Source organism: Ruminococcus bromii, assembly GCF_002834225.1.
GTDB classification, from domain to species: Bacteria; Bacillota; Clostridia; order Oscillospirales; family Acutalibacteraceae; genus Ruminococcoides; species Ruminococcoides bromii.
In genome coordinates this window covers 1-15,041 of sequence record NZ_NNSR01000041.1, presented here as the reverse complement: position 1 = coordinate 15,041, position 15,041 = coordinate 1, and the positions used below count along the sequence as shown (strand labels likewise).

Below are 15,041 nucleotides of genomic sequence, written 5' to 3'. Positions count from 1 at the left end.
TTAGAAATATAATCATCAATCATTCGTAATTTTTGTCAAAATCACATTGTAACAGGCTCGTTTTAATTATCGGATTTCACCAAAAATTCTACAATATCGTCTTTTTTATGACACAACCGTACAATTTCTGATAGTTTTTTAAAAATTTGTCAAAATTTATTCTGCTTTTGTCATTTCGGTAAACGCATTGCAGAAATCCGCTTTAAAGGCTTGACAAACAGTCGAGCATATATTATAATATCACAGGTGTAAAGAAAATCTCTTTACAGACACAGACCAATCACGGGAGCTGTCAAATATGGAAAAAAATATTGAAGTATCCCTCTTGTTTGATTTTTACGGCGAGCTTTTAAAGCCCTCGGGCAAAAGGGCGGTTGATCTTTATTATAACGAAGATTTATCGCTTGCGGAGGTTGCCGATGAAATGGGAATAACAAGGCAGGGTGTGCGTGACAGTATCAAGCGCAGTGAGCAGCAGCTTTTTGAGTTTGAAGAAAAGCTCGGTCTGTTCAAACAGTTCAGTAAGCTTGAGCAGGGGCTTGACGAGATTTCGGCTCTTGCACTTGAAATAAAAGAACTTTCACAGGATATGCAAATCACAGAGCTTGCGGATGTTATTATCCGAAAATCAGGCTCGCTGAAGGATTAAAGGAGTTTTTATGGCGTTTGAAGGACTTGCAGATAAGCTTGGCAATGCGTTCAAAAAACTGAAAAACAAAGGCAAGCTTTCTGAAAAAGATGTTAAGGAAGCAATGCGAGAGGTTCGACTCGCACTTCTTGAGGCCGATGTAAACTACAAGGTTGCAAAGGACTTTACAAACAAAGTAACAGAGCGTGCCGTCGGTCAGGATGTTATGCAGAGTCTTACTCCCGCACAGATGGTTGTTAAGATTGTTGACGAGGAGCTTACAAGCCTTATGGGCGGCGAGGACGCACGAATTGAGTTTGCGTCAAAGCCACCGACAGTCATTATGATGTGCGGTCTTCAGGGTTCAGGTAAAACAACCCACACGGCAAAGCTTGCAAAAATGCTCAAAAAACAGGGCAGAAGTCCGCTTCTTGCGGCTTGTGATGTTTACCGTCCCGCCGCTATTGACCAGTTGAAGGTTGTCGGCGAAAAGGCAGGCGTTCCTGTTTTTGAAATGGGAAAAGCAAATCCCGTTAAGATTGCAAAAGAGGCAATTAAGCGTGCAAAAGACTACGGCAACGATGTTGTTATTCTCGATACCGCAGGTCGGCTTCATATTGATGAGGCTCTTATGGATGAGCTTAAAAACATCAAAAAAGAAGTTGAGCCAAACGAAATTTTGCTTGTTATCGACTCGATGACAGGTCAGGACGCAGTTAATGTTGCGAAGAGCTTTAACGAGCTTCTTGACATTACGGGTGTTATTCTAACAAAGCTTGACGGTGACACTCGAGGCGGTGCGGCACTTTCGGTAAAGGCTGTTACAGGCAGACCTATTAAATTTGCAGGTACAGGCGAAAAGCTTGACGATATTGAAGTTTTCCACCCCGACAGGATGGCAAGCCGTATTCTCGGCATGGGTGATGTGCTTACTCTAATTGAGGACGCACAGAATAAAATGGATGCCGAAAAAGCCGAAGAAATGGCTCAGAAGATGATGAGCAACAAATTCGACTTTAACGATTTGTACGATCAGTTTGAGCAGGTCAAGAAAATGGGACCGCTCAAGGGCATTCTCTCAAAAATTCCGGGCGTTGGAAAACAGCTTGAGGGCGTTGACATTGACGACAGACAGATTGACTGGGTTCAGGCAATTATCCTTTCAATGACCCCCGAAGAAAGAAGTCATCCACACATTATGAATCCGTCAAGAAAGCGCAGAATTGCGGCAGGTTCGGGCAGAAGCATTGAAGAAGTCAACCGACTTATCAAGCAGATTGACCAAATGCAGAAGATGATGCGTCAGATGACAAAGGGCGGAAAAGGCTCTAAGAAACGAAGAAAAATGAAAGGTCTTCCGGGGCTCGGCGGTATGCCGATGAACGGAATGGGCGGCATGGGCGGTCCTGACGGAATGCCTCCGTTCAAATAATTAACATTTATCAAACATTAAACAAAAACAAAGTTTTTCATCCAATTACGGTTGGTGAATATAAATTAACAATTTTTATGAGGTGAACATTATGGCAGTAAAGATCAGACTTAGAAGAATGGGTTCAAAGAAGGCTCCTTTCTACAGAGTAGTAGTTGCAGATTCAAGATATCCGAGAAACGGTCGTTTCATTGAAGAAATCGGCACATATGATATTCTCAAGAAGCCTTCAGAGTTCAAGGTTGACGTTGAAGCAGTTAAGAAATGGATTGCTAACGGCGCTCAGCCAACAGACACAGTAAAGGCTCTTCTCAAGAAGAACGGCGTAATTGAATAATTGCGCTTCGGAAAGGACAAACAATGAAGGATTTACTTGCAGTTATCGCAAAGGGTCTTGTTGACGATCCAGATTCCGTATCAGTTGAAGCAGATGCTCCCAACGAAGAGGGAACAGTTGTTTACCATATTCATGTTGCAGAAAACGACATGGGCAGAATCATCGGTAAGCAGGGCAGAATTGCCAAGGCTATCCGCACAATTGCCCGCAGTGCAGCTATCCGCAGTGAAGAAAAAATTATGGTTGAAATTGACTGATTAACGGTCATAACCGAACAAAAGCCCCCGAAATTTCGGGGGCTTTTAATATTGCTCAAATTTTATTGAGCAGACATCTGACATACAAAAAGCGGTCGGCTTGAACAAACCGACCGCTGATATTTTGCAATTATTAAATAAATTCAGAAATTATTTATCCTCTTTAACGACATCTCTGACAACCTTTGCGATGTGCGGCTGTGTAAGACCGAACTTGTCAAGAAGCTCAAGAGCAGGACCGCTGTAACCGAAACGATCGTTTACACCAATCTTTGTAACCTTAACAGGGCATTCTGCGCTTACAACATCACAAACAGCGTCGCCAAGACCACCGATAACATTATGTTCCTCAACGGTGATGATTCTGCCTGTTTCCTTTGCAGCCTTAATAATGATATCTCTGTCAATAGGCTTGATTGTGTGGATATTGATAAGGCGAGCGTTGATACCCTCTGCTTCAAGCTCCTTAACAGCCTTTAAAGCCTCGTTTACAACAAGGCCTGTTGCGATAACAGCCACATCGTTGCCCTCGTGAAGAGTAATGCCCTTGCCGAGTTCAAAAGTATAGGTATCGGGATCGTTAAAGCTGTCGATTGCAAGTCTGCCAAGACGGATATAAACAGGACCCTTGTACTCAATTGCTGCCTTTGTAGCAGCCATCATTTCGTAATGATCGGCAGGGTTAAGAATAACCATACCCGGAATTGTACGCATAATACCGATGTCTTCAAGGCACTGATGAGTAGCACCGTCTTCGCCTGTTGAAATGCCTGCGTGACTGCCGGCAATCTTAACATTGAGGTGAGGATAAGCAACAGAGTTACGAATCTGCTCGAATGCTCTGCCTGTTGCAAACATTGCAAATGATGCTGCAACGGGGATTTTGCCTGCCGCAGCCATACCTGCCGCAACACCTACCATATTGCCCTCGGCAATACCGCAGTCAAAAAATCTGTCGGGAAATTCTTTCTTGAAAATTCCTGTCTTTGTAGCAGCTGCGAGGTCTGCGTCAAAAACGATAATATCCTTATTTGTCTTTGCAAGCTCACAAAGAGCCATACCAAAGCTTTCTCTTGTAGCCTTTTTAATAACCTGTGCCATCAGCAGTTGCCCTCCAATCTGTCAATTTCAGCCTGAAGCTCGGCAGTAGCCTGTTCATACTGTTCCTTGTTTGGAGCAGTGCCGTGCCAGCCAACCTGATTTTCCATAAATGAAACGCCCTTGCCCTTGACGGTCTTTGCAAGAATTGCAGTAGGCTTGCCCTTTACTGTCTTAGCCTTTTCGAGAGCCGATTCAATCTGATTAAAGTCGTGACCGTCAATTTTGATTACTTCAAAGCCGAAGCTTTCAAACTTTTTATCGAGAGGTTCAATGCCTGCAACCTCTTCAACAGTACCGTCAATCTGAAGTCCGTTCTGGTCAACAATTACAACGAGGTTGTCAAGCTTGTTGTGAGCGGCAAACATTGCAGCCTCCCAAACCTGACCTTCTTCAACTTCACCGTCACCGAGAACCGTATATGTGCGATAGCTCTTGTTATCAAGCTTAGCCGCAAGCGCCATACCGCAGGCAGCCGAAATGCCCTGACCGAGTGAGCCTGTGCTCATATCAATACCGGGAGTACCCTTCATATCGGGATGGCCCTGAAGCATTGCGCCCACATGGCGGAGCTTAGTAAGCTCGTCCCATTCAAAAAAGCCCTTGAGTGCAAGTGTTGCATAAAGAGCCGGACAGCAGTGACCCTTTGAAAGAACAAAACGATCTCTGTCCTGCATATCAGGATTTTTAGGATCAACATTCATTTCCTTAAAGTAAAGATATGTGAAAATATCTGCTGCAGAAAGCGATCCACCGGGATGACCTGATTTGGCGTGGTAAGTGCCGAGAATTGCGCCCATTCTTGACTTTGCAGCAAGGATTTGGAGCTGCTTGATTTCTGAACTATCCATTTAATAAACCATTCCTTTCAGAATTTTGCGCAGTACTTGACCGTGTCTGCGCACCTATTTCAATTATACACAATTCAACGCAAATTTCAACAATTTTTTCGGATTTTCCAAAAATCGGATAAATTCCTTAAATTCACCCTTGAAGAAATAATTTTTTATGATATAATAAGCAAAGTAAAGTACGATTAAATCTAAACTTTTGTAAGAGCTTATTTATGAAAACCGTTTGGAGGGAACAGTAATGCTGCTTGCGGCCGATGTCGGAAACACCAATGTCAAGCTCGGTATTTTTGACGGAGATAATTTAAAATTCAAACTCCGTTTTTCAACCGATGAAAACAAAACAAGCGACGAGCTTGCCGTTGAGCTTTACACTTTTTTGCAGATTTATAACATCGACGCAAAAAGCATTGACGGCGCTATTATAAGCTCTGTTGTTCCGAAATTTACATATAACCTCAGAAGTGCGATTATGACCGTTACAGGCAAAAAAAGTCTGCTCATAGGTCCGGGACTCAAGACAGGTCTTGACATCAAGATAGAACATCCCGAAACCTTGGGTGCAGATATCGTTGCCGGCTGTGTGGGAGCGTGTGAAAAATACGGTGGTCCTCTCATTATGATTTTTATGGGAACAGCAACCGCAATTGTCTATGTTGACGCAAGCAACGCGTATCACGGCGGTGCAATTGCCCCCGGTATGGGAATTTCGCTTGACGCACTCACAAATCACGGTGCATTGCTGTCATCGGTTGATATGAAAGCTCCAAAGAAGGTAATTTCGTCAAACACATCCGACTGCATTCGTTCGGGAATTATGTTCGGAACAGCCTGTATGCTTGACGGAATGGTTGATATGTTTACCGAGGAATGCAGGAAAGAATGCAAGGTTATTGCAACAGGCGGTCTTGCTCCGCTTGCAATCAAAAACTGCCGTCACGATATTATCTTTGATGAGAATATTATTCTTGACGGACTCAAAATTATTTACGGGAGAAATAAAAAATAAAGACAATTTAATATACAACTTGTTTTTGAATTATTAATTTGATGCAACGGGGTTCTCCCCTTGTAAATATTATTTGCGTTTCACCTGCGGAAAATGAGCAGGGAAACAGCAGGAGGAATTTTTTATGAATAAGACAGAAACACAAAAGACTTACAAACTTGTAGGACTTGCAATTCTTACAGCGCTCATCATTGTTGTACAGGTACTTGCAAGCTTCTTCCCGATGAAACCCGTATCAATCACACTTGCACTTATCCCGATTGTAATCGGTGCGGCTATTTACGGCAAGGGTGCAGGCGCATATCTCGGAGCGGTATTCAGCGCGGTTGTAGTTCTCATGTGCATCTTCGGCGTTGATCTCGGCGGTGCAATGGTATGGAACGCAAATCCGTTTATGTGCATTGTAGTTTGTATGCTTAAAGGTACAGCCGCAGGATTTTGCTCGGGTGTTGTTTACCGTGCAATAAGCAAAAAGAACTCAATTGTTGCAGCCGCACTTGCAGGCATTGTTTCACCTATTGTAAACACAGGCATCTTTATTCTTGGCTTACTTCTCTTCTTTAGACCTGTTCTCGAAGTATGGGCAGGCGGCACAGACATTGTTTACTATGCTCTTATTTCACTTGCAGGTATCAATTTCATTATTGAACTTGGCGTAAACCTTATCGTAAACCCTGTTATTGTAAGAGTAGTCGATGTTGTTCAGAAGAACCGCACAAAATAATTAACATTCAAAAACGGGCGATTTTGTTTAGAATCGTCCGTAATTTTTTACATTATATTTTAAAATCGGTGATGTTATGCAAAAAAAAATTCTTGAACTTTTAACAAAAACAGACGGTTATGTTTCGGGCAGTGAAATTTCCGAACAGCTTGGTGTGTCAAGGCAGGCTGTGTGGAAAGCGATGAACAATCTCAAGGAACAGGGTTACAAAATCGACTCTGTAACAAACCGCGGATACTGCCTTGTTGCCTATCCCCCGCACCTCAACGAGTCTGCAATAAAAAAATACCTGAAAACCTCTGTAATCGGCAAAAACCTCATCGTCCTTGACGAGGTGGGTTCAACAAACGATTACCTCAAAAAGCTTGGCGCAGACGGCTGCGAAAACGGCACGGTTGCCGTTGCCAGAGAACAAACTCAGGGCAAGGGCAGGCTCGGCAGAGTTTGGAAAGCAAAAAAGGATGACAGCATCACCTTTTCATTCTTGTTAAGACCTAAGATTGCCCCGTCCGAGGTATCGTCAATCACTCCGCTTGCAGGTCTTGCAGTCTGCAAGGCTGTCAGAGAGTTCACGGGACTTGACTGCCGTATCAAATGGCCGAACGATATCATCATCGGCAAGAAAAAGCTTGTCGGTATTCTAACCGAAATGAGTGCCGAATTTGACGCCGTTGAATATGTAATTACAGGCATCGGAATCAATGCCGATACTCAGGATTTTCCCGATGACATCAAAGAAAAGGCAACTTCAATTTATCTTGCAACAGGCGGTCATTTTGACAAGAACAAATTCTTTGCCAGTGTACTTAATCACATTGAGGAAGAATTTATCAAAAACGGTTTAAAACTCTCCGACATTGCGTTAAAAGAATACACAAGCCTTTGCGCAACAATCGGCAGAACCATAACATTCAGCCGCAACGGCAGATCCGTAAAAGCCAAAGCCGTAGGAATTAACCGTAACGGCGAGCTTATTGCCGAGCTTCCAGACAAAACCACCAAGCTTATCAATTCAGGCGAAGTCACCGTTCAAGGCATTTATTAACGGCGTGTCGCCGTTCCCCGTTCGTGCAGACAGTTTTTCAAATGCAAAGCTATAAATGCCCGAGCGCAACATCTCCGATTACGGTAAGTCATCTATTGTCTGCGTGTCGCCGTCCCCCGTTCGTGCAGACAGTTTTACAAATGCAAAGCTATAAATGCCCGAGCGTAACATTGCCAATTATATTTCAATGTCACAAAGCTACTGCCATACAGTAGTGGCGAACCGTGTTCGCCATTTGATTCGGTTGCAAAACCAAATCAAACAAAATCAAAATACAATATTATTGCTTACTGTACCGCACAAACAACAAGGACATCCGAAAAACGGATGTCCTTAGTTTTTATATAAAATATTCGGTTATAAATTACTTGAAGTATTTTACGCCGCTTTCAAAAATCTGCTGGTCTTTTGCAAAAGGAACATTTTTGTAAAGGTTTTCGCCCTTTCTCTCGCTGTGTCCCATTTTGCCGAGAACTCTGCCGTCAGGTGATGTAATACCCTCAATTGCACAAACAGAACCGTTGAGGTTGAACTCAATGTCGCTGCTTGGGTTGCCGGCAAGGTCAACATACTGCGTTGCAATCTGACCGTTCTTTGCAAGTTCCTTTACAGTTTCAACATCAGCCATAAATCTGCCCTCACCGTGTGACACGGGAACAGCAAACACATCACCTGCGTTGACATTTGCAAACCACGGTGACTTAACGGAAGTAACTCTTGTGTAAGCCATATGTGAAATATGTCTGCCGATTGTGTTGAATGTGAGCGTCGGATCATTTGCTTTAAGCTCTCTGATTTCGCCGTAAGGAACAAGTCCGAGCTTGATAAGAGCCTGGAATCCGTTACAGATACCGAGCATAAGACCGTCACGATTCTTGAGAAGGTTGTTAACCTGCTCTGCAATTCTCGGGTTGCGGAATGTTGTTGCAATGAACTTACCTGAACCGTCAGGCTCGTCACCGCCTGAGAAACCGCCCGGAAGCATAATCATCTGTGACTTTGCAATGAGCTTTTCCATTTCGTCAATTGTTTCCTCAATGTCATTTGAAGAAAGGTTCTTGACGATGAGCATTTCAACATTTGCACCTGCTTTATCAAATGCTCTTGCCGTATCAACCTCGCAGTTTGTACCCGGGAATACAGGGATAAATACAGTAGGCTTTGCAGTTTTGATTGCAGGTGAAGATGTATTTCTCTCGCTGTAAAGCGGAACATCAACTTCGATTTCAGGCACTTCAGCCTTTGTCGGGAATACCTTTTCAAGCGGAGCAGTCCACTTTTCGAGGAGTGCGGAAAGTTCGATTTCCTTGCCGTTTACCGTAATCTTTGCATCGTTCGTAACAGTACCGAGGTCATAGTGAAGAACATCGTTTGAAAGCTCTGCACCGTCTGCAAGTTCGATAACAAGCGAACCTGAAAGCGGAGCGAAAAGCTCGTCATTTGTGAGTTCGTTTGCAAACTTAAAGCCGAAGCCGTTACCGAAGCAAGCCTTACATACGCTTGCGGCAGTACCGCCCTCTTTAACAACCGATGCAGAAAGCACCTTGCCGTCCTCGCAGAGAGCATAAACAGCGTTGTACATTTCGATAAGCTTATCCCATACAGGCATAAGTGTTTCTTTATTTTCGGGAACGGGAACAAAGATAACCTTTGAACCTGCGTTCTTGAATTCTGTTGAAATTGTCTTTGATGCCTTTGTCATTGCAACGGCAAAACTTACGAGTGTAGGCGGAACATCAATGTCCTCAAATGTACCCGACATACTGTCCTTACCGCCGATTGACGGAAGTCCGAGCTTGAGCTGAGCCTGCATAGCACCGAGGAGTGCTGCGGCAGGTTTGCCCCAACGGGAAGGAACATCTTTAAGTCTTTCAAAATATTCCTGGAATGTAAGTCTTGCTGTCATCGGGTTTGCACCGATTGCAAGCAGCTTTGAAAGCGACTCAACAACTGCATAAGCAGAGCCGTGGAACGGACTCCAGCGTGAAACACCGGGGATATAACCGTAACTCATTGCCGTTGCATCGTCTGTTTCGCCCTTCTCAAGCGGAATCTTTGCAGCCATAGCCTCCTGAGGGGTGAGCTGATTCTTACCGCCGAACGGCATAATTACCGTAGCCGCACCGATTGATGCGTCAAATCTTTCTGCAAGACCGATCTGTGAGCAAACTTCAAGTCTTGACATATTTTCAAGGAATGCCTCGTCAGCAGGCATATCTTTAAGCTTTGCGGGAGCAACCTTACGGTAGCAGCCTTCCCACTTCGGAGCCTCGATATAAGCCTTGGCAACCTGAGTAACACCGTTTGTGTTGAGGAACTCACGGCTGAGGTCAACGATTGTGTCGCCTCTCCAGTTCATTGTAAGACGAGGACTTTCGGTTACAACCGCAACGGCTGTAGCCTCAAGGTTTTCTTTTGATGCAAGTGAAATAAACTTGTCAACATCTTTTTTATCGAGAACAACAGCCATTCTTTCCTGACTTTCGGATATAGCAAGCTCCGTACCGTCAAGGCCGTCATATTTCTTTGTTACCTTGTCGAGGTCAACCGTAAGACCGTCGGCAAGTTCACCGATAGCAACGCAAACACCGCCTGCACCGAAGTCGTTGCATCTCTTGATGAGCTTTGCAACTTCGGGATTGCGGAACAAACGCTGAATTTTTCTTTCTGTAGGAGGATTACCCTTCTGAACCTCTGCACCGCAGGTTTCGATTGAGCTTTCATCGTGAGCCTTTGAAGAGCCTGTTGCACCGCCGCAGCCGTCACGGCCTGTTCTTCCGCCGAGAAGTACGATTACATCATCGGGAAGAGGAGTTTCACGGATAACATTTTCCTTTGGAGATGCGCCGATAACAGCACCGATTTCCATTCTCTTTGCAACATAGCCCTGATCGTAAAGCTCGGTTACCTGACCTGTTGCAAGACCGATCTGGTTACCGTATGAGCTGTAACCCTGAGCGGCACCTGTTGTAATTTTGCGTGAAGGGAGCTTGCCGTGCATTGTGTCCTTGAAAGGAATTGTCGGATCGCCCGAGCCTGTAACACGCATAGCCTGATATACATATGAACGGCCTGAAAGCGGATCACGGATTGCACCGCCAAGACAGGTTGCGGCACCGCCGAAAGGCTCGATTTCTGTCGGGTGGTTGTGAGTTTCGTTCTTGAACTGAACGAGCCACTGTTCTGTTTTTCCATCTATAGTAACGGGAACCTGAATTGAGCAGGCATTGATTTCTTCACTTTCGTCAAGGTCGGGAATGAGTCCTTTTTTCTTGAGTGACTTCATACCGATGAGAGCCATATCCATAAGTGAAACGATTCTCTTTGTATCCTTGCCGTAAACCTCGTCACGGGTTGCATAATACTCGCTGAGTGCATCCTCGATAACCTTGCCGAGAGCAGACTTTTCAATCTCAATCTCTTCAAGTCTTGTGAGGAATGTTGTGTGACGGCAATGATCCGACCAGTATGTGTCAATTACACGAAGTTCTGTAACCGACGGATCACGGTGATCTGTATCTCTGAAGTAATCACGGCAGAACTTGAGGTCTGCAAGTGTCATTGCAAAGCCCATTGAATCGTAATACTTCTGCATCTCATCGTCATTCCAACCGATGAAGCCCTCTACCCTCTTAACATTTTCGGGAACGGGAATTTCCATATCAAGAGTCTTTGGCTTTTCAAGAGATGCAAGACGGCTTTCAACAGGGTTGATGAGGTACTCCTCAACCTTTACAAGCTCTTCATCTGTAATATTGCCCTTGAGAGCAATTACTCTTGCTGTAAGAACCTTACAGCGCTCACCCTGAGTAAGAAGCTGAACGCACTGCTCGGCAGAGTCACCGCGCTGATCGTACTGACCGGGGAGATACTCCATTGCGAATACCTTCCAGCCGTCCTCAACGGGGAGAGTTTCTTCATAGATTACATCGGCGTTAGGCTCTGACAAAACAATGGTTTTCGCCTTGTCATATTCTTCCTTAGTAAGTCCCTCAAGATCGTAACGCACAATGTAACGAAGATCTTCGACAGACTTCATACCGAGGTTGTGGCGGATGTCCCAAAGCGTCTGCTTTGCAAGAACATTGAAGCCATCCTTTTTTTCAACAAAAATTCTGATTACTTCTGACATAATTCATTCACCTGCTTAATTAAGATATAAAACAAAATAAATCCCGTCTGATAACCTGTATCACATCACATAATACCACATTCGACTATTTTTTTATTTCATTTAAGGCATTAAAAGGTATTCTGTAAAAGTAAAATTAAATGCACACAGAAAAAGCGGTCAGACAAAGCAAAATGCCGTCTGACCGCACAATATAATCATATTTAATCGCCTTTGAGAAAATCTTTGTAAAATTCCTCAAAACTGCCGTTTTTGTAGTCTGAATAATCCTTATTATCTCTGTTCACAATTGTGTCGGTAATAAGGTATGTATCAAAGCCGAGTTTTGCACTGCACAAATCCTCGTCAACATCGTTGCCGATCATAATGCTGTCTTCGGGCTTGATATCCTGCTTTTTACAGATTTCTTCAAAATATTTGAGATTCGGCTTGCAGCAACCAAAGTTTTCATATGTTGTAACAAGTTCAAAATCGTCGGGAGAAACTCCTGCCCATTCAAGTCTGCGTTTTGTTGCAACAAACGGAAAAATCGGATTTGTTGCGGCAATAAGTCTGCCGCCGTTTTTCTTTATGAAATCAATGCTTTTCTTTGCATAAGGAGTAAAGCTTGTAGCATCTTTCGGAACGATAAACTCGTTTTCGTAATAATCGGTAAAAAGGTCATCAAACTTTTCAAGGTCGGCACCGCTGACTTTGCCTGCTGTTTCCCAGAAAACTTCACGGTTTGTACGGCTGTTATCGTTCTTTGTCATAGCGTCAGTACCTGCCCACATAGCCTTTATAAGGGCGTCGGGTTCGATTTTTATAACAGGAGTGCACCGCTTGCAGAGCGATGAAAAATACAGCTTTACGAATTTTTCCATATCCATGGGAAGCAAAGTTCCGTCCAAATCAAAAAGATAATTTTTATACATTAACATACCGTTCCTTTCAATTTATGCACAAATATTATACAAAATTTTGATTTGGATTGCAAGGAAAAAATTTTCGGTATATACTATAGTCAGTAAAAAACGAGGTGATAAGATGAAAATAGTTTTAACAGACGCACAGACTGTTCTTGACGATATTGTAAATGCCGATGTGCTTAATCGGTTCGGCGAGGTTGAGTCATTCGGTCTTTTGAAATATGAAGAGGTTGCGGAGAAAATTGCAGATGCAGATATCGTTGTGTGCAACAAAACTCTGCTTGATTCGCACACAATGCGACTTGCAAAAAATCTGAAATATATAGGACTTTTTGCAACAGGCTACAACAACATTGACCTTGACTACTGCACCAAAAACGGCATAACCGTCTGCAACGCAGGTTCATATTCAACAAATGCGGTTGCACAGCACACATTTGCACTCATTCTTGAACATTTCAATCACACTGCGGAATATAATCGGTTTGTTCAGGACGGCAAGTGGAAAAGAAGCAAAACTTTTTCACCGTTTGTATATCCGCTGAATGAACTTGCAGGCAAAACACTCGGCATTGTCGGACTCGGAAACATCGGAAAGGCTGTTGCAAAAATTGCAAGCGCTTTTGATATGAATGTAATCGCATCGAGCAGAACTCCGAAAAATATTGACGGAATCAAAGATGTTTCATTTGACGAACTTCTTGAAACAAGCGACATTGTAAGCGTTCATTGTCCGCTAAATCCACAGTCGGAAAATATGTTTGACAAAAATGCCTTTGCCAAAATGAAACAGGGTGCATTGTTCGTAAACACGGCAAGAGGCGGTGTTATGGTTGAAGAAGATTTGCTTGAGGCACTCGAAAGCGGTCACCTCGGCGGTGCGGCAATCGACACCCTCAAGGTTGAGCCTATGGTTGAGGACTGCATTCTTATGGGTGCAAAAAATTGCATCATCACCCCCCACATCGCATGGGCGCCCGTTGAAACCAGAGAACGCCTTATGGGCATAGTTTCGGACAACATCAAAAATTTTCTGAACGGAACTCCGACAAACAAAGTAAATTAACGGTGAGCCGACTTTTTATGTTCGTGAAGACAGCTTTAATTAAATGTAAAATTGAAAATTGAAAATGGAAAATTAATGTCGGGAAGACAGTTTGTAATGTCAAAAAACATATTATGCCCGAGCGTAACATTGCAACCGTTCGCACAATTCTGTAGGGGCGTTCATTGGACGCCCGCCAAGTAACGGCAGAAAATTTATGATGAAAATAAGCTGTATAAATGAGATACAGTTACCGAAATAATGTAGGGGCGAACCGTGTGTCAAGTGCAACATGGTAACCACCTGTGCAAGGACATGGTATACAAATTCACAGTCTTGAAATCTTGCGGTGAATACGCTTGCCAGATGACGAGTCATACTCAGCAATAACAAAATTGCGATAGCAAACAAGAAATGAATCATTGTTTGGATTAGGTCTGAATTGAACATAATCATTGATGAAAGTTTCACTAAGATATAATTGAAAATTCTGAAAACGGACATATCCCCACGAATTTACTTTTATGGCTTTAAAGCCGGGTTCATATTCAAACGGCTCCACCTTGTCAGCAAAAATCCTTTCGCTGTGAGTATAGACATCGGCAGGACATTTGTTTCCAAGTGCTTCATGAGGTCGCAGGCAATTATACTTAGTTCGCCACTCTTGCAGAGCCTTGTCAGCGTAATCCAAGTTCTTGAATAGATTATGATTTAAAAGTTCTCTTTTCATACTGCCATGAAACCGTTCAATTTTTCCTTGTGTTTGCGGATGTTTAATTCTGCAATGTATGGGAAGAATGTCATTGTTCATAAGGAATTTTTCAAACATAGTAAATCCATGTTTAAAACCTGCAAACTGAGAACCATTGTCAGAAAGTACGCTTGATGGCATACCAAACTCATAAAAAGCTTGCTTAAAAGCGTTAATAACGACATTTTTAGTGTTAGGAAAGCATGCTATTTTGATTGAGTATCGTGAGCTGTCATCGAGAATAGTCAATGGATAGCAATAACGATTATCGGCAGTTAAAAACTCTCCCTTGAAATCAGTTTGCCACATATCATTGCAATGTTCTTTCTGAAAGCGTTTAAAAGGCTTTCTTTTGAGAGATTCCTCTTCAGATATGAGTTGGTGTTTATGAAGAATGTTAGTAATGGTTCTTGGACAAGGAATGTTTTTATACCCTTGATTTTCAAGAAAAATTTTAATTTTATCATCACCCCAACCCGGGTTATCGAAACGAACAGAAACGATTAATTCTTCAATGTCGTCAGGCGTTTTGTTAGGAGAACATAATGGTCTGCGTGACATATCAGTTAAGGGCAGTCCCTGTTTAAATCTATCAACCCACTTGCGACCGGTTTTGCGTGTGATTTCATATTCCCGACATAGAGCACTAAAATTATTTGTTTCTAATGCTTTTGTAACAAATTCTAATCTTTGTTTTTCCACAGTTTTACACTCCCACGGCATAAAAACAGCTCCTTCATTTGCTATTTTCTTGCCATTTATTTTATCATAAAACTGTATACTATGTCTTTGCACTGTTGTATACTATGTTACTACACTGCACA

At 43.0% G+C, this 15,041-nt stretch carries 13 protein-coding genes; 8 read left to right on the top strand and 5 right to left on the bottom strand.

Going from position 1 to position 15,041, the window contains the following annotated elements; translation table 11 throughout:
• The first annotated feature begins 298 nt into the window (after positions 1 to 298).
• From ylxM to RBATCC27255_RS04370, 4 genes are all read left to right on the top strand, one after another.
• Entirely contained in the window at positions 299 to 649 is a 351-nt protein-coding gene (gene ylxM, locus RBATCC27255_RS04385) for a YlxM family DNA-binding protein (RefSeq protein ID WP_101028914.1), read from the top strand.
• A 10-nt stretch (positions 650 to 659) separates the two neighbouring features.
• Positions 660 to 2,060 carry a signal recognition particle protein gene (ffh, locus tag RBATCC27255_RS04380; RefSeq protein ID WP_101028913.1) on the top strand — a complete coding sequence of 467 codons (1,401 nt, stop codon included), beginning with the start codon at positions 660 to 662 and terminating at the stop codon, positions 2,058 to 2,060.
• Between the two features lie 91 nt (positions 2,061 to 2,151).
• Complete coding sequence (rpsP, locus tag RBATCC27255_RS04375) at positions 2,152 to 2,397, top strand: 30S ribosomal protein S16 (RefSeq protein ID WP_101028912.1); 246 nt, start codon at positions 2,152 to 2,154, stop codon at positions 2,395 to 2,397.
• 23 nt (positions 2,398 to 2,420) lie between these two features.
• A complete protein-coding gene (locus RBATCC27255_RS04370) occupies positions 2,421 to 2,654 on the top strand; it encodes a KH domain-containing protein (protein WP_015523346.1) in 234 nt (77 codons plus the stop codon).
• Positions 2,655 to 2,804: 150 nt separating this feature from the next.
• On the opposite strand, the gene RBATCC27255_RS04365 is transcribed toward RBATCC27255_RS04370, so the two are convergent.
• On the bottom strand, positions 2,805 to 3,755 hold the full coding sequence (locus RBATCC27255_RS04365) for a transketolase family protein (RefSeq protein WP_101028911.1): 951 nt from the start codon (positions 3,753 to 3,755) through the stop codon (positions 2,805 to 2,807).
• The gene (locus RBATCC27255_RS04360; protein WP_101028910.1) at positions 3,755 to 4,603 is read right to left on the bottom strand and encodes a transketolase; all 849 of its coding nucleotides are present in this window, start codon (positions 4,601 to 4,603) and stop codon (positions 3,755 to 3,757) included. The genes RBATCC27255_RS04365 and RBATCC27255_RS04360 overlap by 1 nt, the downstream gene beginning before the upstream one ends.
• A 241-nt stretch (positions 4,604 to 4,844) precedes the next feature.
• Between RBATCC27255_RS04360 and RBATCC27255_RS04355 the strand changes: the two genes are divergently transcribed.
• The 3 genes from RBATCC27255_RS04355 to RBATCC27255_RS04345 all read left to right on the top strand — a co-directional run bounded on the left by RBATCC27255_RS04355 (position 4,845) and on the right by RBATCC27255_RS04345 (position 7,381).
• Complete coding sequence (locus tag RBATCC27255_RS04355; protein WP_101028909.1) at positions 4,845 to 5,612, top strand: type III pantothenate kinase; 768 nt, start codon at positions 4,845 to 4,847, stop codon at positions 5,610 to 5,612.
• A 124-nt stretch (positions 5,613 to 5,736) separates the two neighbouring features.
• Positions 5,737 to 6,336, top strand: coding sequence for an ECF transporter S component (locus tag RBATCC27255_RS04350; protein WP_101028908.1), 600 nt, complete (start codon positions 5,737 to 5,739; stop codon positions 6,334 to 6,336).
• A 76-nt stretch (positions 6,337 to 6,412) separates the two neighbouring features.
• Positions 6,413 to 7,381 carry a biotin--[acetyl-CoA-carboxylase] ligase gene (locus RBATCC27255_RS04345; RefSeq protein WP_101028907.1) on the top strand — a complete coding sequence of 323 codons (969 nt, stop codon included), beginning with the start codon at positions 6,413 to 6,415 and terminating at the stop codon, positions 7,379 to 7,381.
• 364 nt (positions 7,382 to 7,745) lie between these two features.
• Here the strand turns inward: RBATCC27255_RS04345 and RBATCC27255_RS04340 are convergent, their stop codons facing one another.
• Both RBATCC27255_RS04340 and RBATCC27255_RS04335 read right to left on the bottom strand, forming a co-directional pair.
• The gene (locus RBATCC27255_RS04340; RefSeq protein WP_101028906.1) at positions 7,746 to 11,513 is read right to left on the bottom strand and encodes a phosphoribosylformylglycinamidine synthase; all 3,768 of its coding nucleotides are present in this window, start codon (positions 11,511 to 11,513) and stop codon (positions 7,746 to 7,748) included.
• A gap of 203 nt (positions 11,514 to 11,716) precedes the next feature.
• Positions 11,717 to 12,427: an HAD family hydrolase gene (locus RBATCC27255_RS04335; RefSeq protein ID WP_169923250.1), complete on the bottom strand. Its 711-nt coding sequence runs from the start codon at positions 12,425 to 12,427 to the stop codon at positions 11,717 to 11,719.
• Positions 12,428 to 12,539: 112 nt separating this feature from the next.
• Between RBATCC27255_RS04335 and RBATCC27255_RS04330 the strand changes: the two genes are divergently transcribed.
• Positions 12,540 to 13,487, top strand: coding sequence for a D-2-hydroxyacid dehydrogenase (locus tag RBATCC27255_RS04330; RefSeq protein WP_015522813.1), 948 nt, complete (start codon positions 12,540 to 12,542; stop codon positions 13,485 to 13,487).
• 307 nt (positions 13,488 to 13,794) lie between these two features.
• Here RBATCC27255_RS04330 and RBATCC27255_RS04325 read toward each other — a convergent pair whose 3' ends face one another.
• Positions 13,795 to 14,919, bottom strand: a complete 1,125-nt coding sequence (locus RBATCC27255_RS04325) for an IS481 family transposase (protein WP_169923245.1) — start codon at positions 14,917 to 14,919, stop codon at positions 13,795 to 13,797.
• Positions 14,920 to 15,041: the final 122 nt, after the last annotated feature.

What these genes read in the sequence shown, in the direction of transcription:
- ylxM (WP_101028914.1), top strand. Translation starts at nt 299, where the DNA reads ATGGAAAAAAATATTGAAGTATCCCTCTTGTTTGATTTTTACGGCGAG.
- ffh (WP_101028913.1), top strand. Translation starts at nt 660, where the DNA reads ATGGCGTTTGAAGGACTTGCAGATAAGCTTGGCAATGCGTTCAAAAAA.
- rpsP (WP_101028912.1), top strand. Translation starts at nt 2,152, where the DNA reads ATGGCAGTAAAGATCAGACTTAGAAGAATGGGTTCAAAGAAGGCTCCT.
- RBATCC27255_RS04370 (WP_015523346.1), top strand. Translation starts at nt 2,421, where the DNA reads ATGAAGGATTTACTTGCAGTTATCGCAAAGGGTCTTGTTGACGATCCA.
- RBATCC27255_RS04365 (WP_101028911.1), bottom strand. Translation starts at nt 3,755, where the DNA reads ATGGCACAGGTTATTAAAAAGGCTACAAGAGAAAGCTTTGGTATGGCT.
- RBATCC27255_RS04360 (WP_101028910.1), bottom strand. Translation starts at nt 4,603, where the DNA reads ATGGATAGTTCAGAAATCAAGCAGCTCCAAATCCTTGCTGCAAAGTCA.
- RBATCC27255_RS04355 (WP_101028909.1), top strand. Translation starts at nt 4,845, where the DNA reads ATGCTGCTTGCGGCCGATGTCGGAAACACCAATGTCAAGCTCGGTATT.
- RBATCC27255_RS04350 (WP_101028908.1), top strand. Translation starts at nt 5,737, where the DNA reads ATGAATAAGACAGAAACACAAAAGACTTACAAACTTGTAGGACTTGCA.
- RBATCC27255_RS04345 (WP_101028907.1), top strand. Translation starts at nt 6,413, where the DNA reads ATGCAAAAAAAAATTCTTGAACTTTTAACAAAAACAGACGGTTATGTT.
- RBATCC27255_RS04340 (WP_101028906.1), bottom strand. Translation starts at nt 11,513, where the DNA reads ATGTCAGAAGTAATCAGAATTTTTGTTGAAAAAAAGGATGGCTTCAAT.
- RBATCC27255_RS04335 (WP_169923250.1), bottom strand. Translation starts at nt 12,427, where the DNA reads ATGTATAAAAATTATCTTTTTGATTTGGACGGAACTTTGCTTCCCATG.
- RBATCC27255_RS04330 (WP_015522813.1), top strand. Translation starts at nt 12,540, where the DNA reads ATGAAAATAGTTTTAACAGACGCACAGACTGTTCTTGACGATATTGTA.